Source organism: Streptomyces flaveus (genome assembly GCF_014647675.1).
Lineage (GTDB): Bacteria > Actinomycetota > Actinomycetes > Streptomycetales > Streptomycetaceae > Streptomyces > Streptomyces flaveus.
This window is the reverse complement of record NZ_BMPQ01000011.1, coordinates 142856-163818: the sequence shown is the minus strand read 5'-3', so window position 1 is coordinate 163818 and position 20963 is coordinate 142856. Positions and strand designations below refer to the sequence as shown.

The 20963-nt window shown below is 68.9% G+C and carries 22 protein-coding genes and 1 pseudogene; 9 read left to right on the top strand and 14 right to left on the bottom strand.

All coding sequences use genetic code 11. The features are described from left to right. Nucleotides 1–42: 42 nt before the first annotated feature. Together IEZ21_RS22990 and IEZ21_RS22985 are read left to right on the top strand one after the other, a co-directional pair. Nucleotides 43–849, top strand: coding sequence for a DeoR/GlpR family DNA-binding transcription regulator (locus IEZ21_RS22990; protein WP_246568042.1), 807 nt, complete (start codon nt 43–45; stop codon nt 847–849). Next, nucleotides 846–1583 carry an HAD family hydrolase gene (locus IEZ21_RS22985; RefSeq protein ID WP_189323801.1) on the top strand — a complete coding sequence of 246 codons (738 nt, stop codon included), beginning with the start codon at nt 846–848 and terminating at the stop codon, nt 1581–1583. The genes IEZ21_RS22990 and IEZ21_RS22985 overlap by 4 nt, the downstream gene beginning before the upstream one ends. Nucleotides 1584–1592: 9 nt before the next feature. Here the strand turns inward: IEZ21_RS22985 and IEZ21_RS22980 are convergent, their stop codons facing one another. Both IEZ21_RS22980 and IEZ21_RS22975 read right to left on the bottom strand, forming a co-directional pair. Beyond that, the gene (locus tag IEZ21_RS22980) at nt 1593–2003 is read right to left on the bottom strand and encodes an SseB family protein (RefSeq protein ID WP_189323800.1); all 411 of its coding nucleotides are present in this window, start codon (nt 2001–2003) and stop codon (nt 1593–1595) included. Between the two features lie 14 nt (nt 2004–2017). Continuing rightward, a complete protein-coding gene (locus tag IEZ21_RS22975) occupies nt 2018–3595 on the bottom strand; it encodes a glycosyltransferase family protein (RefSeq protein ID WP_246568040.1) in 1578 nt (525 codons plus the stop codon). Between the two features lie 200 nt (nt 3596–3795). Here IEZ21_RS22975 and IEZ21_RS22970 point away from each other — a divergent pair, with 200 nt between their 5' ends. Further along, on the top strand, nt 3796–4860 hold the full coding sequence (locus IEZ21_RS22970; protein WP_189323799.1) for a protein kinase family protein: 1065 nt from the start codon (nt 3796–3798) through the stop codon (nt 4858–4860). Between the two features lie 15 nt (nt 4861–4875). Here IEZ21_RS22970 and IEZ21_RS22965 read toward each other — a convergent pair whose 3' ends face one another. From IEZ21_RS22965 to IEZ21_RS22950, 4 genes are read right to left on the bottom strand one after another with little or no spacing between them, the layout of a single operon-like run. Beyond that, nucleotides 4876–5469: a hypothetical protein gene (locus IEZ21_RS22965; protein ID WP_189323798.1), complete on the bottom strand. Its 594-nt coding sequence runs from the start codon at nt 5467–5469 to the stop codon at nt 4876–4878. Continuing rightward, the gene (locus IEZ21_RS22960) at nt 5466–6338 is read right to left on the bottom strand and encodes a carbohydrate ABC transporter permease (RefSeq protein ID WP_189323797.1); all 873 of its coding nucleotides are present in this window, start codon (nt 6336–6338) and stop codon (nt 5466–5468) included. Before IEZ21_RS22960 ends, IEZ21_RS22965 begins: the two co-directional genes overlap by 4 nt. Next, the gene (locus IEZ21_RS22955; protein ID WP_373302274.1) at nt 6335–7276 is read right to left on the bottom strand and encodes a carbohydrate ABC transporter permease; all 942 of its coding nucleotides are present in this window, start codon (nt 7274–7276) and stop codon (nt 6335–6337) included. Before IEZ21_RS22955 ends, IEZ21_RS22960 begins: the two co-directional genes overlap by 4 nt. Further along, nucleotides 7273–8556, bottom strand: coding sequence for an ABC transporter substrate-binding protein (locus IEZ21_RS22950; protein WP_189323796.1), 1284 nt, complete (start codon nt 8554–8556; stop codon nt 7273–7275). The genes IEZ21_RS22955 and IEZ21_RS22950 overlap by 4 nt, the downstream gene beginning before the upstream one ends. Before the next feature lie 152 nt (nt 8557–8708). On the opposite strand from IEZ21_RS22950, the gene IEZ21_RS22945 reads away from it, so the two are divergent. From IEZ21_RS22945 to IEZ21_RS22935, 3 genes are all read left to right on the top strand, one after another. Further along, nucleotides 8709–10067: a Gfo/Idh/MocA family protein gene (locus IEZ21_RS22945; RefSeq protein ID WP_189323795.1), complete on the top strand. Its 1359-nt coding sequence runs from the start codon at nt 8709–8711 to the stop codon at nt 10065–10067. A gap of 561 nt (nt 10068–10628) precedes the next feature. Beyond that, nucleotides 10629–11054: a hypothetical protein gene (locus tag IEZ21_RS22940; RefSeq protein WP_246568038.1), complete on the top strand. Its 426-nt coding sequence runs from the start codon at nt 10629–10631 to the stop codon at nt 11052–11054. Between the two features lie 63 nt (nt 11055–11117). Continuing rightward, a complete protein-coding gene (locus tag IEZ21_RS22935) occupies nt 11118–12137 on the top strand; it encodes an LLM class flavin-dependent oxidoreductase (RefSeq protein WP_189323794.1) in 1020 nt (339 codons plus the stop codon). 26 nt (nt 12138–12163) lie between these two features. On the opposite strand, the pseudogene IEZ21_RS22930 reads toward IEZ21_RS22935, so the two are convergent. Then, a pseudogene (locus IEZ21_RS22930) lies at nt 12164–12406 on the bottom strand (hypothetical protein); the annotation flags it as partial. An 83-nt stretch (nt 12407–12489) separates the two neighbouring features. Here IEZ21_RS22930 and IEZ21_RS22925 point away from each other — a divergent pair. Next, complete coding sequence (locus IEZ21_RS22925; protein ID WP_189323793.1) at nt 12490–12930, top strand: SRPBCC family protein; 441 nt, start codon at nt 12490–12492, stop codon at nt 12928–12930. Nucleotides 12931–13332: 402 nt separating this feature from the next. Here the strand turns inward: IEZ21_RS22925 and IEZ21_RS22920 are convergent, their stop codons facing one another. Beyond that, on the bottom strand, nt 13333–13962 hold the full coding sequence (locus tag IEZ21_RS22920; protein WP_189323792.1) for a DUF3887 domain-containing protein: 630 nt from the start codon (nt 13960–13962) through the stop codon (nt 13333–13335). Between the two features lie 157 nt (nt 13963–14119). On the opposite strand from IEZ21_RS22920, the gene IEZ21_RS22915 reads away from it, so the two are divergent. Continuing rightward, nucleotides 14120–14812 (top strand): haloacid dehalogenase type II, encoded by a 693-nt coding sequence (locus IEZ21_RS22915; protein WP_189323791.1) that lies wholly within the window; start codon nt 14120–14122, stop codon nt 14810–14812. Between the two features lie 63 nt (nt 14813–14875). Here the strand turns inward: IEZ21_RS22915 and IEZ21_RS22910 are convergent, their stop codons facing one another. From IEZ21_RS22910 to IEZ21_RS22890, 5 genes are all read right to left on the bottom strand, one after another. Further along, nucleotides 14876–15313 (bottom strand): VOC family protein, encoded by a 438-nt coding sequence (locus IEZ21_RS22910; protein ID WP_189323790.1) that lies wholly within the window; start codon nt 15311–15313, stop codon nt 14876–14878. A 33-nt stretch (nt 15314–15346) separates the two neighbouring features. Further along, nucleotides 15347–15781, bottom strand: a complete 435-nt coding sequence (locus IEZ21_RS22905) for a helix-turn-helix transcriptional regulator (RefSeq protein ID WP_189323789.1) — start codon at nt 15779–15781, stop codon at nt 15347–15349. Nucleotides 15782–16119: 338 nt separating this feature from the next. Then, the gene (locus IEZ21_RS22900; RefSeq protein ID WP_189323788.1) at nt 16120–17322 is read right to left on the bottom strand and encodes a glycoside hydrolase family 6 protein; all 1203 of its coding nucleotides are present in this window, start codon (nt 17320–17322) and stop codon (nt 16120–16122) included. A 233-nt stretch (nt 17323–17555) separates the two neighbouring features. Further along, nucleotides 17556–18122: a GNAT family N-acetyltransferase gene (locus IEZ21_RS22895; RefSeq protein ID WP_189323787.1), complete on the bottom strand. Its 567-nt coding sequence runs from the start codon at nt 18120–18122 to the stop codon at nt 17556–17558. A gap of 74 nt (nt 18123–18196) precedes the next feature. Further along, nucleotides 18197–19135, bottom strand: a complete 939-nt coding sequence (locus IEZ21_RS22890) for a MerR family transcriptional regulator (protein ID WP_189323786.1) — start codon at nt 19133–19135, stop codon at nt 18197–18199. A gap of 569 nt (nt 19136–19704) precedes the next feature. On the opposite strand from IEZ21_RS22890, the gene IEZ21_RS22885 reads away from it, so the two are divergent. Next, nucleotides 19705–20322 (top strand): SUKH-4 family immunity protein, encoded by a 618-nt coding sequence (locus IEZ21_RS22885; protein ID WP_189323785.1) that lies wholly within the window; start codon nt 19705–19707, stop codon nt 20320–20322. A 100-nt stretch (nt 20323–20422) separates the two neighbouring features. Here IEZ21_RS22885 and IEZ21_RS47745 read toward each other — a convergent pair whose 3' ends face one another. Continuing rightward, the gene (locus IEZ21_RS47745) at nt 20423–20740 is read right to left on the bottom strand and encodes a class I SAM-dependent methyltransferase (protein ID WP_246568078.1); all 318 of its coding nucleotides are present in this window, start codon (nt 20738–20740) and stop codon (nt 20423–20425) included. Nucleotides 20741–20963 lie beyond the last annotated feature (223 nt).

The following is a 20963-nucleotide window of genomic DNA, read 5'->3' as shown; positions in this document are numbered from 1 at the left end:
AAACTTCGAGGTTGAAGCTTCATGGAGGAGAAGGAGAGCCGCGTGCCCGCCAGGACACGGTCGTCGCAGGCCGCGGTCGAGGAGCGGCGTCAGGCCGTCCTGCGACACGTCGCCGAACACGGCGAGACACGCATCGACGACCTCGCCGACCGGTTCGACGTGAGCCTGATGACGATGCACCGCGACCTCGACGACCTGGCCCAGCGTCACCTGCTCCGCAAGGAACGCGGCCGGGCCGTCGCCTTCCCCGCGCTCACCATGGAGACGGCCACCCGTTTCCGCGAGAGCACCGAGCACTCGGCCAAGGCCGCGTTGTGCGCGGCGGCCGTCGCCCGGATCAGGCCGGGCAGCACGGTACTCATGGACGACTCCACCACCCTCTTCCCCCTCGCCCCCGCCCTCGCGGAGCTCGACCAACTCACCGTCGTCACCAACTCGGTGGGCCTGGCGCAACGCCTGGGAACGGCCTCCGGCGTGGACGTCACCCTGCTCGGCGGGCGCTATCACGGCGACTTCAACTCCTGTACGGGTCCCGCGGTCACCCGCGCCCTGTCCGGCATACGTGCCGATCTCGCCCTGATGTCCGCCACCGCCGTCCTCTCGGGCGAGCTCTTCCACCCCCTGAACGAGTACGCCGAGGTCAAACTGGCCATGCTCGCCTCCGCCGAGCGGGCCGTACTCCTCGTGGACCACTCGAAATTCGGCAAGGCCGCCACCTACGCGTACGGCACCGCGGCCGACTACCAGACCGTCATCACCGACACCGGCACCCCCGACGCGGAGATCGCGGCCATCCGCGAGCTGGGAGTCCCCGTCGAGACGGTCGCCCCCGGAGAACCCTCCTCGTGATACAGACCCTGTTCGAAACTCCCAGCGCCTATCGGCTCACCGCCGCCGAGATGGCCGATCCCGTACCGCGGGTCGAAGCCGTGCTGTTCGACTTCAGCAACACGATCTTCCAGATGATCGACCTCGAGACATGGCTGTGCCGGATCGGCACAGCCACCGGCCGCCTCGCTCTGCTGCACGAGCAGGGCGCCGTGGCCGAGATCTCCCGGCAGCTGCGCACCGCGTTCCGGCTGCCCGAGGTCGCCGCCCTCCAGGAGGGCCGGGACCTGTCTCCCGAGCGGCATCGCGACGCCATGTGGGGATGGTGGGGTCACGTCGACTTCCTGCGAGGCGTGGAGGAGGCGGCCTACCGGGAACTCACCGCGCCGGACGCCTGGCTCCCCTACCCCGACACCGCGCCCACCCTGCGCAGCCTCCGCGCTCGCGGACTGCGCATCGGCATCGTGAGCGACTTCGCCTGGGACCTGCGGACCCACCTCGCCCACCACGCCCTGGACGACCTGATCGACGCCTGCGTCATCTCCTATGAGCAGGGCCGCGAGAAGCCCGACCCTCAGCTCTTCCTCAAGGCCTGCGCAGACCTGGGCGTCGCCCCCCGCGCAACTCTCATGGTCGGCGACAACCCGGTCCGCGACGGCGGCGCGACCGCCTGCGGCCTACGGACCTACATCCTCCCGGCCGAGAACCGCACCGGCGACCGGGGCCTGGCCGACGTCTTCCGGCTCGTCACCTAGTTGCCTCTGTTACCTCTGGCAATGGGAGAGCACGCTGCGTACGGCCTCCGAGGTGAAGGTGACCGCGTCCGGGTGGCCGAGGTCGATGGCCAGGGTGAGATCGGTTTCGGTGGGCCAGTTGACCGCCAGGACCTCGAGTTGCAGCTGGCGGTAGCAGTAGATCTCGGGGAAGGCGTCCGAGAGCCTTTCCTCGCAGGTGAAGGCCACCACGGCCTGGGTTCCCGGCGGGTACTCGAGTACGGGGAGGGTCAGGAGGCCGCTGTCCTGGGCGTCACGCGTGGCGAGGTCGTCGGGCAGGGGCACGAGAACATCGCAGGCGATCAGCGTGTCCAGGGCCGACGGGTCGTAACGGTGGCGCTTGAGATCACGCAGAGCGTCCTGCGCGGCGGCCGTGAGCACTGCCTCGGGGATGGCGATCATGGCCTTCCTCCTCATCAGTGCGTTGCGGTTCGGGACGGGGTTTCCCACGTACCCCGGGCGAGGCCGGCTATGCGCGCTGTCGCCCGGTTGCCGCCCCGCTCGCCGTGCACGGCGGGTGCCACATAGATCCGCACATCAGCGATCCGGTGGGGCAGCCAGGTGCGGGCGTACGCGGGCGGTTGGCCTCCCTGCGTGGTGAGGACGGCCACCGGCAACCGCCCGGCGGTCCGCACGATCTCCGCCCGCGTGGTGTTGGCGTTGTTGCCGGAGGTCTGGGCGGATGCGCACCCGGTGTAGAAGGCGATCGGGATGGCCTCGTACCCGGTCAGCAGGCACGGCGGCCGTACGCCGAGCCGGTGCAGCTCCGCCGCCGTGCGGGCCCAGTCGCGGCGAGCGGCGTAGGTGCCGTCCACGACGTGGTTCAGCACCGCGTACTGGATCGCGAGGTGCCCGGCGAGACCGAACGCCACCAGGGGCACGGCCACCTTCCGCCGCCGTCGGCTCCGCGAGGTCACCAGGTGGACGAGCGCGCCCGCGACCGGGAGCGCCAGCAGTGCGTAGGCGGGCAGCAGGAAGCGTGGTGCCGCGTATCCGATCAGGAACAGGTAAGGGATGGCGGCCGTCGCGGCGCAGGCCAGGGGCAGGAGGGTGGTGGCGGTCCGGTGGGTCCGGACGGCCACCGCCAGGCCGAGGGCGGCGAGCAGGGGGAGCACGAACCACCAGATCATCACCGCCGGGTGCGGCCATGGCGCGGTGCACGGGCGGCACAGCGTACGGCCGGCCAGAGAGCGCAACTGGTCGTCGACGGCGAGGTTCCAGCCAAGGCCGCCCTGGACCAAGGAGGCGTCGGCCAGCCGCTGCCTCAGGCCGCCATAAGCGACGTACGCCTCGACGACCCACTCGAGCGCCCCGGCCGCCAGCCCCACGACCAGCGACGCCAGCAGTGGCCATCGCCGCCAGCGGCGCACGCACACCAGCACGGCGAGCAGCGGCAGGGTCACCCAGACCGCGTCGGTGGGCCGCATCCACGCCATCAGCGCCGCGCTCACGCCCACGCCCCACAGCGCCGCCCGGTCGAAGCTGTTCGCCTGGGCGCGCAGGAAGTATCCGACACCCGCCAGGGCACCGATCGCGACCCAGTAGTTGGGCATGGCCTGCGGGCCGTAGAACAGGGTCACCCACAGTGTCGCGAACAGCGCGCCCGCCAGGGCCAGCACACGCATGGGGAACAGTCCCCGCCAGGCGCGCAGCGCGAGGAACAGGCCGAGTCCGGACAGCAGCGCCAGATAGACCCGCAGCAGTTCCGTGGACGTCGACCACGAGGCGACGGGCGCCGCCAGCAGCGAGATGCCGCGGGCGCGCGGCGCGCTGAAGAACGCCGCCGGAGCCTCCGGGCTGACCTGACTGACGTACACCACCTCGTCCCAGCCGAGGCCCAACCCAGGGCGTACGAGCGCTAGTTGAGCGAGCGTGAAGGCGCCCGCCACGAGCGCGAGCCCGCTCTGACCACCGAAGCGCCGCGCGGTGCGGGCCCGCGCCGGCGGGTGGCGCCGCTCGGCGTCGACGAGCGGGACGTGCAAGGTCTTGGGCATCGTCGACCCTTCACCCCAGCCTGAAGAACGCAGCCGTAAAACAGCGGAAACAGGAACAAATTAACGCGGGTCGGTCAGGCGCGCAGCGCGGAGGGGGACGAATGGGGAGGGGTCCGGGCGGCCGAATGGCCGTTACGTAGGGTGGCGGTCATGCCAGGAGACGGGTGGGCGCGGTAATGGCGGAGACAGAGTCCCCTGACATGTCACGCGGAGCGCGACTGGCCGCCCACAGCGCCGTCTCCACAACGCTCGCCCTGTGCAGTGATCACCGACTGCGTGAACTGGTGGGCACCGCCGTGCCGTTGGGCTCCGGCATCGGCGGGCAGTCGGTGCTGATGGAGGTCGCCGGACGCCCGGTGTTCGTGAAGCGGGTGCCGCTCACCGACCTGGAGGCGCTGCCGGAGAACGTCCGGTCCACGGCGAACCTGTTCGGGCTGCCCGCCTTCTGTCAGTACGGCATCGGCGCCATCGGCGGGGCGGGCTTCGGGATCTGGCGGGAGCTCGCCGTGCACACCATGACCACCAACTGGGTGCTCGGGGACGAGTACCAGGGCTTCCCGTTGATGTACCACTGGCGCGTGCTGCCGGACCCGGCGCAGCCCCTTCTCGAGGACCTGGCCGATGTGGACCGGGCCGTCGCCTACTGGGGAGGTGGTCCGGAGGTACGCCACCGGATCGAGGCCCTCGGTCGGTCATCGGCGAGCGTCGCGCTGTTCCTGGAGTACATCCCGCAGACCCTGCACACCTGGCTGGGCGAACGGATGCGCACGGAGGACGCGAACGAGGCCTGCTCCCTGGTGGAGCGGGAACTGGAAGCGGGCGTCTCCTTCATGAACGCACGCGGGCTCCTGCACTTCGACGCCCACTTCCAGAACATCCTCACCGACGGCCGGCGCCTGTACTTCACCGACTTCGGCCTCGCACTCTCCTCCCGCTTCGACCTGTCGCCGAGCCACGCCGCCTTCTACGATCGGCACCGCGCCTACGACCGCGCCTACACGATGACCTGGCTGGTGAACTGGCTGCTCAAGGACCTGTACGACTACGAGCGGGAGGAACGCGAGGCGGCGGTGCGCGCCTGCACCCAGGGTGAGCGCCTCACGGGAATCCCCGACGCGGCGGCGGCGGTCATCGCCCGCTGGGCACCGCTGGCCGCGGTGGTGTCGGGCTTCAACCGCACGTTCCACGACGAGAGCAGGCAGACGCCGTACCCGGTGGAGGAGATCCACCGGGTCAGCGAGAAGTACGGCTTGGCCATCACCTGACGGATGCGGGTCCTCTCAGGCCCGCCCGGACAGTCGTACGTCGATCGCCGTCAGCGCCAGCGCCAGCGGCCCCGGTGCCAGGAACGCCAGCGGCAGCAGCATCCACGCACACAGCGCTGCCGCCGCCAGGGCCAGGAGCACGAGACCGCTGCCGCCCACATCCCGTACGGAGTCCCGGGCCGCCTCGCGCACCGCCGCGCGCCAGTCGGTGAGCGACTCGGGGCGGGCGCAGGCGCGCAGGCCGACGACAGTGGCGTACGTACCGATGAGCGCGGCGACGGCGGCGAAGAGCGGCGCGCCCGGCAGGCCCGCCCGGACCAGCGCCAGGTCGGCCAGCAGAAGCAGCACGCCCGCCGCGGACAGCGCACCGGCCGCGAGGTCACCGGCCCGCAGCCGCTGCCGCAGCAGTGCCAAGTACCGTCCCGCCGTGGCGGGTTGGTCCTCGCGCGTGCCGCGCAGCACCGCGCACGCCGTCGACAGAGCCGCCGGCAGCGTGACGACCGGCAGCGACACCAGCGCCGTACAGACGCCCACACTCAGCACGTCCGCGAACAGCGTCATCCGCGGTCCGAAGATCTCGCCCGTCTCGCGGGCCTGCCCGGCGCTCATCCCTTGATCCCGGAGTTCGCCATGCCCTCGACCAGGAAGCGCTGGAAGGCGAGGAAGAACAGCACGATCGGCAGCAGCGCGATCACCGACATCGCGAACATCGGGCCGAAGGCCGACTGGCTGGAGGCGTCCACGAACTGCCGGAGCGCCAGCGTGAGCGTGAACTTCTCCGGCGAGAAGAGATAGATCAGCTGGGTGAAGAAGTCGTTCCAGGTCCAGATGAAGGTGAAGATCGCTGTGGTGATCAGAGCGGGCCGGGTCAGCGGCAGGATCACGCTGAAGAAGCTGCGGAACGGCCCCGCGCCGTCGATCCGCGCCGCCTCCTCCAGCTCACGCGGCAGCCCCCGCATGAACTGCACGATGAGGAAGACGAAGAACGCCTCCGTGGCAAGGAACTTGGGCAGGATCAGCGGCCAGTACGTGTTCACCATGCCGAGCTGGTTGAAGATGATGTACTGCGGGATCAGCACGGCGTGGTGCGGCAGCATGATCGTCGCGATCATGAACGCGAACAGCGGCCCGCGGAAGCGGAAACGCAGACGCGCGAAGGCGTACGCGGCGAGGGAACAGCTCAGTACGTTGCCGATGACGGCGCCGCCCGCGATGAACAGGGAGTTGCCGAGCAGCTGCCACACCGAGACTTCGTTGACGCCCTCCAGAGCGGTCGAGTAGTTGGACCATTCCAGGCTGCTGGGCAGCAGGTTGAGGCTGGCGATCACCTCGTCGGCGGGCTTGACGGAGGTCGCGAGCAGCCACGCCAACGGGTACAGCATCACCAGCAGCGCGGCCAGACAGCCGGCGTGCAGGGCGACGCGCCGCCAGGCAATGGGCTTGCGGACGGCGGGAGTTGCGGCGGTTGAGGTGGTCATCGGTCCCCCTCGGAAGCGTAGAAGACCCAGGAGCGCGAGGTCCGGAACAGTACGGCGGTGACGGCGCCGATCACGAGGAGCAGGACCCAGGCCATCGCGGAGGCGTAGCCCATGTGCGAGGCGACGAAGCCGCGGTCGTAGAGGTAGAGGGTGTAGAAGAGCGTGGAGTCGGCCGGGCCGCCCTTGCCCGCGCTGATCGCGAAGGCGGGGGTGAAGACCTGGAAGGCCTGGATGGTCTGGAGTACGAGGTTGAAGAAGATCACCGGGGACAGCATGGGCACGGTGATGGACAGGAACTGCCGCCAGCGGCTCGCCCCGTCCACGGCGGCAGCCTCGTACAACTCCCCCGGGATCTGCTGGAGTCCGGCCAGGAAGATGACCATCGGCGCGCCGAACTGCCACACCGTCAGCAGCGCGACGGCGAACAGCGCCCAGCCGGGTTGATTGACCCAACCGCCCGTGCCCAGCAGGTTGTCGACCGTGCCGCCGTCGTTGAAGATCGCCCGCCATACGAGGGCGATGGACATGGAGGCGCCGAGCAGGGAGGGCGCGTAGAAGGCTGAGCGGTAGAAGCCCCGGCCGCGCTTCATGGACTTCAGGGCGAGCGCGACGACCAGGGCGAGGCCGAGCTGGAGGGGGACGGCGATCACGACGTACGTGAGGGTCGCGACGACCGAACGCCAGTAGCGCGGGTCCTCGGTGAACATCTGCGTGTAGTTGCGCAGGCCCACCCACTGCGGCGGGTTGAACAAGTCGTAGTCGGTGAAGGAGAGATAGAGCGAGACGGCCATCGGGAGCAGCGTCAGCACGGCCGCGCCGAGGACCCACGGGGAGAGGAACACCCAGGCGGCGCCCTCGCGTTGACGACTCGGGGGCTTCTTTCCGGTGGCGGTCTGCCGAGTTTGTGAGGCGGCCGTCGGCATCTCTGTGGTGGTCATGAGCGCAACTCCGCCTTCGCCTCGGTGACATAGTCCTCGGCCGCCTCGCGGGGCGACATCCGCTCGTACGACACCTGGTCGTAGTCGCGCATGAAGGTGGTCTGCAGGGCACTGTCGCCCGAAGGGGGTGCCTGGGGCGGGGCGTTGAGGTCGCCGTCCACGGAGGCCTGGTACTCGTCGATCGTCTTGTCGAAGTCCTTCAGCTCGGGGCCGATCGCCTCGCGGATCGTCGCGTTGATGGGGATGCCGCGGGTCGCGCCGAGGATCTTCGCCGCGTCCATGTCGTTCAGCATGAAGTCGATGAACTGGGCGGCCTGCTTGGGGTGTTCGGAGGCCTCGGCGACGCCCATGAACATCGACGGCTTGAAGTACTGGCCGGGCGTGCCGTCCTCACCCGACGGCATGGGTGCGAGAGTGACTCCGCCGGGGACGAGGGCGAGGAAGCCGCTGGCGGGCGCGTCCCAGTTCATGTCGGAGATGGCCTTGCCGCGGCCCAGCGGGGTGTTCTCGACCGTGCCGTCGATCTGGGTGGTCTCCTCGGCGGGCGAGACGGCGCCCTCGCGGCGCAGCTTGTCGGTGAAGGTCCACCACTTGGTCAAGTCGTCGGCGGTGAAGCCGAGTTGGCGGTCCTTGGTGTAGAGCTCCTTGCCCTGGCCGCGCAGCCATACCTCGAAGCAGTCCTCGCTCTGGCCGGGGTCGGTGCCGCCGGGCTTGCCGGTCTCCTTCGCGAGGGCGCGCATCGAGTCGGCCCAGTCGCTCCAGGTCCAGCCCTCGCGCGGCAGTTCGACGCCCGAGGCCTTCCACTGCTTCGCGTCGTACGCCATCGTCTCCGTGCCGCGCGCCTGGGGGATCGCGTACTGCTTGCCGTCCACGACGCCCGTGGCCAGCAGGCCCTTGTCGATGTCGGCGGTGCTGAGCGCGGACTTCTGCTTCGCGAGGTCCAGGAGGACGCCACCGGAGGCGTACTGGTCGATCATGCGGTAGTCGAGCTGCATCACGTCGGGGGCGTCGCCGCCGGCCGCCTGCGTGGCCAGCTTCTGCTTGTACGGCTCGTATCCCGAGAACGAGGTCTGGATGTCGATGCCGGGGTTCCGTTCCTCGAACAGCGCGACGGCCTCCTCGGTGCGGGCCGCCCGGTCCGGGTTGCCCCACCAGGTGTAGCGGAGCACGACCTTGCCGCCGCCGACCGAGTCGCCGGATCCCGTACAGCTGGTGAGCGTCGCACAGAGTGCCAGCACGGCGGCCGTCATGCAGGACCTCGTTGTCCTGTTTCCGGGCATGTGTGGGGTCACCTCTCTCGGGCAGAAAGCGCTTGCGAGCAGAACGACCCTAGGTATCGTCCGGATGTCCGTACAAGCCCTCGTACACCACTTCCCTGGAACTGCCACGGATCTTCACCGGCGCCCTCGACACCCAGCGAACGGAGACCTTTATGCCCCTTGAGAACGTACGTCTTGAGACCGTACGTCGCCGTCGGTGTGCCGTGGTGGGCCTTGGCGCACGGGCCCGGCTCTTCACCGAGGCGCTGGCCGGTCCCTACGCGGACCGGATCGAGCTGGTGGGCTTCTGCGACGTCAACGCGCACCGCATGGCCGTCCACAACGACTGGCTGGCCGCCGACCACCCTGGCCGGGAGCCCGTACCGGAGTACGCGGCCGAGGACTTCGAGCTGATGCTTCGTGAGGAGCGCGTCGACCTGGTGGTGGTGTGCAGCGTGGATCGGACGCACGACCACTACATCGTGCGCGCCCTGGAGGCGGGCTGCGACGTGGTCACCGAGAAGCCGATGACGACGGACGCCACGCGGGCCCGGCGCATCCTGGACGCCCAGCGGCGTACCGGCCGCGAAGTGCGGGTCGCCTTCAACTACCGCTACAACCCGGTGCATTCGGCCGTACGTCAGTGCATTGCGGCCGGTGAGATCGGCGAGGTGGGGTCGGTTCACTTCGAGTGGCTGCTCGATCTGCGGCACGGTGCGGACTACTTCCGGCGGTGGCATCGGGACAAGGCAAACTCCGGTGGCCTGATGGTCCATAAGGCGACTCACCATTTCGACCTGGTGAACTGGTGGCTGGGTACGTCGCCCGAGACGGTCTTCGCGCAGGGCGGTCTCTTCTTCTACGGGGAGAGTGCGGGGCGGCGGCGAGGACTTGCGCGCTCGTATACGCGGGCTCATGGCGTCCCCGCCGCCGACGGCGACCCCTTCGCCGTACGCCTCGCGGACTCGCCCGTGCTTCGCTCGCTGTACCTCGACGCCGAGGGGGAGGACGGCTACCACCGCGACCAGAACGTCTTCGGGCCCGGCGTGAGCATCGAGGACGACATGGCGGTACTCGTGCGGTACGCGTCCGGCGTGACCCTGACGTACCACCTGACGGCGTACGCGCCTTGGGAGGGCTACCGGGTTTCGTTCAACGGGAGTTCGGGTCGGCTGGAGCTGCTGGTGGAGGAGACGACGTGGGTCCGTCCGGACGTTGTCGGGTCGGAGGGCTCGAGCCCCGTCATGCACGGCTCGGCGGTCGGCGAGGAGGCGGGTCGTACGGAGCTGCTGCTGCGGCGCTTCTGGGAGCCGCCGCGTGAGGTGAAGGTCGCGACCGGCGAGGGCGGGCACGGGGGCGGTGACGTCCGGATGCTGGCGGACTTGTTCGGCTCGCGGACGGGCGACCCGGATGACCTGGGACGCGCGGCGGACGCGGTGGACGGGGCGCGGTCGCTGGTGACGGGGCTGGCGGCGAATCGGTCGTTCGAGACGGGGGCGGTGGTTCGGGCGCGGGATCTGCTGGATGTCTGAGACGTCGGCTTTCGGCGGTTGAGGGGGTGAGGTCGCGGGTGGGCATGTGCGGGTTGCGGACGGCTGGTCGTCGCTCACGTTGGGGGTCCGGTCGCGCCCATGGGCGCGGCGTACGGCGGGCTGGTGGCGACGACGTGGTCTGAGCCCTGGGCGCGGTGGTCGGCACGGGGGGTGTGAGTCCCAAAGCGTGAGCACTTCTGCCCCTCATGTTCACACGGCGCTCGTTTGAGAGCCTGAAGGGCAAACTCCCCCTGCCTGTTCACGCTTTTTAGGGTGTAGGGGGCCTGGGCTCGCGATGCCTGTACGGCCTGAGGGATGCACACGTCCGCAAGGGGCTGTCCCGAGAATCGCCCCGCCGACCGGTACAGCATTCCCCGGATGCGGCCCGGCTGCGCACCGGCAGGTAGTTCCAGGAATATGACAGATCGCCCAGCAGGTGTCACAACTACAACCGGACACCTCTCGAGTGGACGTGCCCTGCTGCGAGCGGAACACCCCGGTGCGCGTCCTCTTCCGCCGGTAAGGCGGCCCAAGTGCGGCCCGTCGCAACGGAGTTCCCATGTGGCAGGCTACTTCGCGTCCGCTGAAAGCTGGACGCCGCACCCCAGGCCGGGCGACGAGGCGATCATCCGTATCGCGGACATCCGGGCCTGGTGCGAGGCGTGCGGCGCGCCCGGGCAAGCGCCGGATCTCATCGCCGCCAACCGACAGTCGGCGGAGATGTACGTCAAGTGGCGGCGCCTCCAGCGCACCGGCCTGCGTCGCCTTCAGGAGTCAGGCGCCACTCTCTACCAGCGCACGCGGCACTTCCGGGTCTTCGACGACGAACGCGTGCACACAGACTCCTCCGACGCCGTCGCGACGCTCAGCGAACCGGGCCAGGTCGACCTCTACCTCCGCGCCTTCCAAGGACTGTCCGGCAACGCGGTCTACGGCGCCGCCGCACGCGGGCTCGTCACCCAGGCGCTCGCTGCCCTGGACGACTAGGGCCTGCGACAATCGGATCAACGCCGGTGCGGCCGAAGCTGCCGCGGACGATGGAGGAGCCCTGTGCCTCTGCCCTCACAGCCCCTGCGCAAGCTGGGCTTCCTGACCATCGGGTTGTTCGACGGGGACGACCCACGCCGGGGCCATGAGTCGACGCTCGAGATCATCGAGCTCGGTGAGCAACTCGGCTTCGACAGCGCATGGTTGCGTCATCGCCATCTGCAGTACGGCATCTCCTCCCCGGTGGCCGTCCTGGCGGCGGCCTCGCAGCGCACCCGCCGCATCGAACTTGGCACCGCCGTGATCCCGGTGGGCTGGGAGAACCCGCTGCGCCTGGCCGAGGACCTGGCGACGGTCGACATCCTGTCCGGGGGCCGCGTGAATCCGGGGGTCAGCGTCGGCCCGCCGATGCACTACGACCAGGTCAGGGAAGCGCTCTACCCGGACACCGCGGACGCCGAGGACTTCAGCTACGAGCGCGTGCGCCGGCTGCTGGACTTCGTACGCGGAAAGCCGGCCACCGACTTCAGCGGCGTCGAGGGCTTCGAGGTGTTCTCGGACCGCGTCCAGCCGCACGCCTCCGGCCTGGGCCGCCGCATGTGGTACGGCGGCGGCAGCCTGAGTTCGGCCCGGTGGGCCGGGGAGCACGAGATGAACTTCCTGACCAGCAGCGTGGTGAAGGCGCAGGAGTCGGAGGACTTCGCGCAGGTCCAGCTCTCGCACATACGCGCCTTCCGGGCTCACCATCCCGACGGCGACCGCGCCCGTGTGTCGCAGGGACTCGTCGTCATCCCCACGGACGGCGCCTCGCCCGAACAGCGCGCGAAGTACGAGGAGTACGCCCGCAAGCGGCTGCCGCGCACCGCCGCGCCGCAGGGACCGGCGCGTCTGATGTTCGCCCCCGACCTGGTCGGTACCTCCGAGCAGATTGCCGAGCAGCTCTACGCACACGCCGCGTTCCGCGAGATCGACGAGGTCGCGTTCGCCCTGCCGTTCACCTTCGACCACGAGGACTACGTCCAGATCCTGACGGACATCGCGACCCGACTCGGCCCGGCGCTCGGCTGGCGGGCTGCCGGCTAGCCGGCTCCCGCTGGTTGGCTGCCGACCGCGATGTGGAGGCTGGCGTGGTGCTCCTGGACGCGCTGCTCGGCCACGGCGTCGGCAGCGTCCAGGGCCCGGATGTCCCAGGCGAGGGCCTGGGCGGGATCTTCGTAGAGATCTGCGAGGGAGCAGCGGTGCAGCGGGTCGCCGGTGACACCGATCGCGGACCACAGACTCAGAAGTTTCTGGCGGGCGGAAGCGATGCCACCGGCTCGGCCTTCGGTGACGGCTTGGCCGATGGCGTCCATGGCCGGGTCGGGACTGGCGGTTGGAGGTCAAGTCCGGCCCTGGCAGCGAGTCGCCGCACGGCTCGCCTGCCTACGATCGCCCCGTGGTCCTCTTCCTCCTGGAACGCGTAGCTCCGAGTCCCGTCGACCAGGTCTGGCGGCGGCTGACGACATGGGAACGCCACGGGGACGTCGTACCGCTCACTCGGATCACCGTCGTCACCCCACCACCGACCCGCGAGGGCACGGTCTTCGTGGCTCGATCGGGAATCGGCCGCCTCGCGTTCGACGACCCGATGGAGGTCATGACCTGGCGACCACCGGCGGACGGACTCTCGGGGATGTGCTATCTGCTCAAGCGTGGGACTTTCGTGACTGGGTGGGCCGAGATCGCCGTGCACCCATACGGGAACGCAGGTTCACGGGTGGTGTGGCAGGAGGAACTGCGCGTACGCCGGCTGCCGGACGCCTTCGACCGGCCACTGGCATGGGTGGCCCGGTGGATGTTCGGGCGCGCGGTGGACGGGTTGTTGAAGCCGTCTTGATCGCCGGCCGCCGTGCAGGAGGAGCTGCTCGCGGAGCTCCGGCTGGGTCCGCTTCGGACGGGCAGAGCTCACTGCCCCGACTGCGAGATGCCGTCCACGGGGGGGATGGGATCGCGGATGGGTGAGTGCGTGCGGGTTGCAGGTGGCTGGTTGCCGCTCACGTTGGGAGGCCGGTCGCGGTCATGGGCGTGGCGTACGGCGGGCTGGCCGCGACGACGTGGACTGAGCTCTGAGCGCGGTGGTAGGCACGGCGGTGTTGAGTCGCACAGCGTGAGCACGTCTCCCCCTCGTGTTCACGCGGCGCTCGTCTGAGCGCCTGAAGGACATCGTCCCCCCTGCCTGTTCACGCTTTTTACGGGACAGGTGGCTGGTGGTGCCGTTTCGGGAAGCAGAAACAGCCACTCACGGAGCCTCAGGTGCAAGGAAGAAGATTCCGGCAACCTTCTCGTCTGCGTCGAATGCAATGCGGGCCTTCATGTCAGCGGCCTCGTAGTGCAGCGGGACGTCAACGACTGTGTGATCGCCGATGTTTCGGACGAACGGCTCGGCCCCACCAAAGCCCTCGAACGCGCCGACAAGACCGACGACCGTGGCCAGGGCCTCGCCCCGCACCTCATCGGTGAATGCCGCCAGGACCTCGGAGTTGAACGAGCGCCTTGCTTTGTCCATGCGACCTTCAAGGATGTCCGTGACGATCTCGACGGCGCGTTCCGCGGCGTCAGTCATGCGCACTGTCTTGTCCATGGGTTCTCCCGTCCTGGGATCGATGGGTTTGCCGAACCGCTGGAAGACGGCTTGGCGAGTGACTCCGAGCACGTCCCCGATCTCCTGCCAGGTGTGGCCGGCATCGCGACACTGCTGCACGCAGAGCGTGAGCACCTGCCCGGCCAGAACGTCGACACCTTGGGCGCGTCGGACCAGATCGAGATAGGCGGGCGGGACGACCGGGCTGCCCACCGACGCGGCCAGAACTGAGGCCTGCTCAGCAAGCAGGGCGCTGAGAGAGGAGAGTGGCGGCGAGGGATCGGTCACCTGTAAAGGATGCATTTACAAGCTTACCCATGTCAAGGAATCGTTTACATGTCAGTTCGGTATCCCACGACAGAGCAGAGCACTCCCTACGAGCCACGGGAAACAGACAACTTGTGGCAGGCTGCGTGGCGCCCGTACACCGTCAACAGGAGACCGGATGGCCGACGCATGGGAGATCGAGGTCGTCGTCTTCGACGTCCTCGGAACGATGGTCGACGAGCCAGGAGGACTTCGAGCGGCCATTCGCGACGCGGTGCCCGCGGCCGACGATGCGTCGGTCGATCAGCTGCTCACCGTGTGGCAAGAGCATGTTGAGCACGAGCAGCAACGTATCGAGGAACACAGCCGGGCGTACGCCAACACCGAGATCATCGACCGCGAGGCAGCTCAACGAGTAGCCGACTGTGCCGGACTCACCGACCCGGTAGCCATCGAGCGACTGGCTACCGCGAGTCAGCGCCTAAAACCCTGGGACGACTCCGTCGCCGGACTCGCGGCCCTCGCGCGGCGATTTCCTGTACTGGGGCTCTCCAACGCCAGTCGCGCGGCTCTGCTCCGTCTCAACGCGCACGCCGGACTGCGCTGGCACCAGGCGTTGTCCGCCGAGGATGCCCTGGCCTACAAGCCCGCACCGGAGGTCTACCAGCTTGCGGTCGACGCGGCAGGATGCCCACCGGAGCGCGTGCTGATGGTCGCCGCCCACGCCTGGGATCTCCGCGGGGCTCAGGCGGCGGGAATGCGAACCGCCTACGTTCAGCGACCAGGCGGGGATCCTCCGAAGAGGACCGACACCTTCGATTGGCGGTCAGACAGCCTGGATGAGTTGGTTGCCACGCTGACGGCGACGTAGCAGCGCCGATCTCGGTTATCGGCTCGCTCAGTGGCGGCACACGTGCGGGCTTGCCGATTCGGATCAGTGCCGTCCCGGATCGAACTCCAGCGCCTGCGTGAGCCGGATGTTGTTGCCCGACGGGTCCCGGAACGACGTGTCGATACCGTACGGCTGCACCGTCGGCGGGTCGTTGAACTCAACGCCACGGGCGGAGAGTTCGTCGTACGCGGCCTTGCAGTCGTCGGTCTCCAGGAACAGCGTGCCGCCCGCACCCTTGGCCACCAGATCCGACAGCTGGGCACTGCTCGCCTCGTCCAGCATCGGCTGCCCCGGTACCGGCATCAGCACCAGCGCCGGACCGTCCCCGCCGGGCGGGGCGACGCACAGCCACCGGAAGCTCCATGCCTCCATCATCACGTCCGCCCGTACCTCCCAGCCGAGTTTCTTGGTGTAGAAGTCAAGCGCCTCGTCCTGGTCGTGCACCCAGAACTGCGCATTGGCGATCTTGATCGTCGTCATGGCCGCTCCCCCATCGGTTGCCTGGAGTCGACGCTAGGCAGCCGGCGACGCCGTGTCTTCTCGAAACGTGCGGTTTCGTGGCCGTCCGTACGTCATCGCCACGCAGCGGGGGATGCGCACATGCCGTGCGGCGGGCGGGTGCGCCGCACGGTATGCCTGCGGGGTCATCCCGTACATCCTCCGGAAACTCGTCGTGAACGAACCGATGCTCCGCACACCGACGGCGACGCCGATCGCGGCCACCGTCCAGTCGGTCGCAAGCAGCAGGGCGGCCGCCCGTTCCAGGCGACGGGTCAGCAGGTACTGGTGCGGCGATTCACCGAACGCGGCCTTGAAGCAGCGGCTGAAGTGGGCAGGGGACAGCGCGGCGGCCGCGGCCATGTCAGCCACAGTGAGTGCCTCGGAGTAGCGGGCGTCCGCGAGATCCCGAGCGCGGAGCAGATGACGAGCGATCGGAACATGGGCCACGGACCCATTGTGAGGTCACCGGGACCCGCTCGCTGCCGGAAGTTCGGTGGCCGACCTGGCATCCTATGGCGACTGCCTGGGTGGGTTCCGGTCCTGCCTGGCGCCCTGTCATCGCACCGCCGAGCCGGGCGGGCACGGTCGGAGCCGCGGGATGAGCTGCCTGCGGCACTTCCGCAGGAGGTCCGCTTCGGCCGAGTGGAGCTCACCGCCCCGACTGCGAGATTCCGTCGACGAGTTGACCCAGCACGTCTCGGATGCCTTGGCCGAATTCCTCGGAGGCCTGAGCAGCGGGCGTGCGCCAGCAGGCGGGCCCGCTGCTCAGCGGAACTCCGGCCCCGTCATCCTCCGCCCAGAATCGGTGGATTGGCCAACCGCACCAGTTCCAGGGCCTGTTCGGGGAACCAGTCCCCCGCGTTCGGATCGACCATCCCGCGCTCCGGATCCTCCGGCCCTTCCGTGCCGCGCAGGCACAGGCCGTCCGACTCGCCCGGGATCTTGATCCACAGTCGGGCGTCATGGAGCGGGTCGCCCGTGCGGAGGGTGGGGCGGGCGCCGAGGCCGCGGTCGGGTGGGTTGCACCAGTCCTGGGGGTCCGTGTACTTGCCCGGGGGCGGAGTCCAGGGGCCCCGGCCGTTGCGGCTGGAGTCGGTGACGAAGTGCTTCATACGGGAGGGCGGTACGCGTACGTTCTCCTCCAGCCAGGCCTGGGCGTCGGCGCGTGGCCAGCTCTGGTTGGGGCAGTTGGCCGCGTCGCCGCCTCTGTCCACGTACGCGAGACAGGACGAAATCAGCTTGCCGTACCAGGAGTTGGCGTCGTCGGTCTGGTAGTTGGAGGTGTTGGTGTAGAAGCCCGTGGCGCGGGCGATGCCGCCCTTGAGGAGGCGGGGGACGATCGAGTTGACGGTGTGCCAGCCGGGGTGGCCCGTGTCCAGGTACACGCGGGCGCCGCGTAGCGGTTCCAGCTTGTCCACCGCGTAGTTGACCTCGGTGTAACGGGCTGCGGTGAGTGTGCCCTGGGCGTCGTCCTGGCCGCAGTCGGCGGGGACGAGGGCGAGGGAATCGGGCTCGAGGACGACGAGCGCGTCGCGGCTGCCGATGCCACGCGCGACCGCGTCGATCCACGCCTTGTACTCGGCCGTGTTGGAGGCGCCACCGCCCGAGTAGTTGGAGCAGTCGCGGCCGGGCACGTTGTAGAGCGCGAAGACGGGCAGCGCGTTGTGCCGGTCCGCGTCGCGCGCCACCTCGCGGATCTGCCGCTCGACCTGGGGCGGCGTCTGGTCTCCGTACCAGACCGCCTGTGGTGTGTGTGCCATGGTCAAGATGCCTGCCGCGTCCCGGAGTTGGCCCGCCCAGGCCAGCTCGGAAGCCTGGCGGTACGCCGCCGGGTTGGCGTCGGGGACGTACAGGCCGGATCTGTGCCGTTCGGCATCCGCCGCATCCGCGACGACATCCGCCGCTTCCGCCGCGCCTGCCGTCGGCGCGCTCAGCAGAGAGGCCAGGCCAACGAGTAAGGCGGCCAGGCCTGTTGAGATACGTCTCATGGGTTCACTCCTGGTTCGCAACGGTCACCGGGACTTGCGGACTTACGGGAGCGCTCCCACGAGCCTCGTCGCGCACGGGGCGACCCGTCAAGGTGGCTGCACAGAACGGCTTGTGGCCGCACCGGGCGGCTCAGGAACCGACCCGAGTCTGTGCTGCCCGAGAGGTCGCAGAAGAAGCGTTGCGGCTCACCCACCGGATTGCCGTGCACATCGAGGTGCCAGGCGATGGAATCTCAGGCATCCGCGCGCCGTATGTGCAGGTGGCCATCGCGGGGGAAGGACGGTGGCGCCGCGGGCAGGACGCTGTGGAAGTCGTACCGGCTCTTCTGTGCAACTCGGCACGATGCCAGGTTGTCCACCTGGTGCAGCAGTTCGAGACGCTCCAGCCCGTCGGCTTCGAAGGTGTCGAAGGCCCAGCCGGTGAGCGCCTCCAGAGCGCGGGGAGCCACTCCCCTCCCGCGAGCGTGCGCCGCGGTCCAGTAGCCCACCTCGGCCGCCGGTTTGCCGGAGGTGACTTCCTTGAGGACCACGTTGCCCACCAACTGTTCGCGAACTGAACCGGGTTGAGCCTCAAGGACGGCGAAGCCGAACCGGTCCCCCTCTGCCCAGCCCCGCTGCTGGGCCTGCACCCACCGTGCCCCGTCAGCATCGTCGTCCACGACAGAACTCGCCCACTGGCGCAATGCGGGATCCCGGCTCACCTCGACCAATGCGGCAACGTCCTCCATGCGCCAGGGGCGAAGAGCGAGAGGGGGAGAGGCCGGCGACGCGGCCACCTGAAGGACGACGGGGGTATTCATCAACTGATCACACGCGGCGGCATTCTCAACCGCCGCCAACCGTGTCCGGCCCATGCCGCCTTGCGACCGCCCCGTCATTGCTGTGTCCGGACGCGCAGAGCCTGGACGGACCAGTCGAACACTGGAGCCAGACTCTCCGGGGCCGGCCAGCCGTTGACCACTGCGAGCAGCTGGAGGTACCGCTCCCTGCGGGGGTCGTTCACGCTCTCCAGCCGAGTCGCCAGTCGGCGGCGGAGCTCGACGTCGTCTGGGCGGCCGAGAAGATGCGCGCAGTGCGCCGTGAACGTCGCGACGACCGGATCGGCCTGGGGCGAGGCCGGGTCGATGCCGGCGGTCAGGGCCGGGCCGACCTGGTCACGGACGACTGCGGCAATGTCGCGGCGCGGGCCCATGGTGTCACTTTGGGCCTGCTCGGCTGCCTGGTCCTCGACCATCCGCCGCACGCGGGCGCGGAAATCCGGGTCCAGGGAAAGTTCGGCCAACTCCACCCATGCCTGGACTTGTTCCGCCTCGGGGTTGTCGGGCAGCTCGGGGGTCATCGAGCGCATGACTCCCGCGAATGCGGGGGCGGCGTCAAGACCGCCGAAGACGGCGTCGAGGAAATCGCCGATCACGCGTCGGCGTTCGTCCTCGGAGAGCTGGGCCAGCCGGTGCATGAGTTCTGTCTCCTCAGGGGTGGACCCGCGCTCGGCCACCGTCGTCAGCACCGCGTGCCGCAGGCGCAGGATGCGGATCTGCACTGCCAGTGCTTCGGCGTGCGCCCTCGCGACCTCGGGAAGCGAGAGTTCCCGGTCCACGACCTTGCGGATCGTGGGAAGGTCCAGTCCCAGCTCGCGCAGGGTCCGCACGAGGTCCAGGCGTGCAACGGCGTCGATGCTGTAGAGGCGGTAGCCGGCCGGGCTGCGGTCCATCGGCGCCACGATTCCGCGATCGGAGTAGAACCGAATGGTCTTGACCGTGAGACCGGTCCGCCGAGCGAGCTCGCCGATCGAGTAGAGCGTGTCGCTGTCCATGCCCCCACCTTGGCGTCTCCCCCTACTGGAGACTCAAGCCCCTATGTCTGCCAGCAGCCGACCCCTCCTCTTCCACAAATTCGGGGTCGACTACCGGCGGGCGCTGTTCGGTGAGACCCCCGAGAGACAACGCGAGTTCAGACCACCGACCCGATCCGCCCGCTCCGTCTGCTGTCCGGCGTACTACGCGTCGGGCTCCGCGCGTCCCTTCACCACGCGCCACAGCTTCCGCGCCGTGGGACAGACGCCCTCCACGCAGTCGGGGCACGTCGAGGCATGCTTGGTTTTGTACGTGGGAGGTGGGCTCTGGCTCAACTTCTGTGGAGCAGTCACACTCGGTAGTCGGTGGAGACATTGCTCTGACTGGTTAGACTCCGAGCCATGTGCGGGCCAGTGTTGACGATCGAGCTGGCTGAGGCGCTCCCGCATACCGTGATTCGACAGCTCCGCGAGTCCCTGATTCGCTCATCAGCACATTTTGAAGAGAAGCGGGCACTGTCGTTGTGACCGCTTCCGGCCACTAAGAGTCCCACGGCGCCCGTGCCGCCGATGAGTTCGGAGTTCCGGCAGTGTTTTTCGACGTCACCCGCAGCGAACTCGCCGACATCTTCGGCGAGGACCGGCTCGCGACCCTGCCCGCCACCGCCTTCCCGCCCTCCACCGCGGACACCGAGGGCGCCCGCCTCCTGCAGACCGTCGGCGTCCCCACCGGGACGCTCTGGCTGCGTGAGCCCGACGAGGACTCCGGTCGGCTGCCCCTCGTCCAGGACGTCGTCGACGCCCAGGACTTCGAGGACGCCTCGGAGGACGCGGGCGAATGGCCCGTCATCGGCTGGCTACTCAACGCCCACCTCGTCCTCGACCCCGGTTCCGGCAAGGTGCACGCCTTCAACGCCAACGAGGAGACCGTGCAGGAACTCCACACGGACGTCTCCTCTCTCGTCCAGGTCACCCTCCGGTTCCAACGCCTGCTCGAGGAGTTCACCTTCAGCGGCGACGACGGCGACGAGGAAGCCGACTTCGAGCGCCTGGAGCGCGAGGTCGAGCGTATCTGTCAGGAGACGAGCAGCATTGACCCGCTCCCCTTTCAGGACGACGAGACCGTCTGGTCGGTGGTCGGCGAGGAGATCGCCGCGGGCCAGCGCTTCAAGGGCAACAACCCGGGAGCCCGCTCACTCTACGGGTGAACCGCTCCGGGTCTGATGGAGGAGAAGTACGACGAGGCCAGGGTGTCCTACCTGGACCGCGTGCGGGCAGCGGTCTCGGCCTACCAGCCGGTTCGGGACGTTATTGACAGGCAAATCTCGGAGCAGACGGCCCCGTGATTCGGGCGCGGCAGGAACGGGAGCAGGAAGAGGAGCGGCGGAGGCATGAGGCCGCAGCCCCGTTCAGGGCGTGGGAACGGCGGCAGGCGGTGGCCGATCGCCGGCTACGTGGTGGCCTTACCCCGCGCCAGATGGGGAAGTCGATGCCGAACTCCGCCTGCATCGCGCGAGCAGTGGCGAGCTGCTTCTCCGAGAGGTCGATCCCGACCGGGTGGGCTCCTGCTCTGGCCAGCCAAGCGGAAACGTAGGCAGTACCGCAGCCCAGCTCAATGGTGCGCATCCCGTCGATGCCGTCGGGAAGCACGGAAACCTGCGACTCAGGGGTGGCCCACAATCCCCAGGACGGTTCCACCTGCGCCCAGTGATCACGGGCGAGCGGCCCGTGCCACGCAGCCGCCTCGTCATCCCAAAAGCGTCGGTTCTGCTCCACATGGTCCGCCGGGCCGTCATGAGTCATGGAGGCATTCGATCGAAGATGCTGCTGTTCCGGCAACGGCATTTCC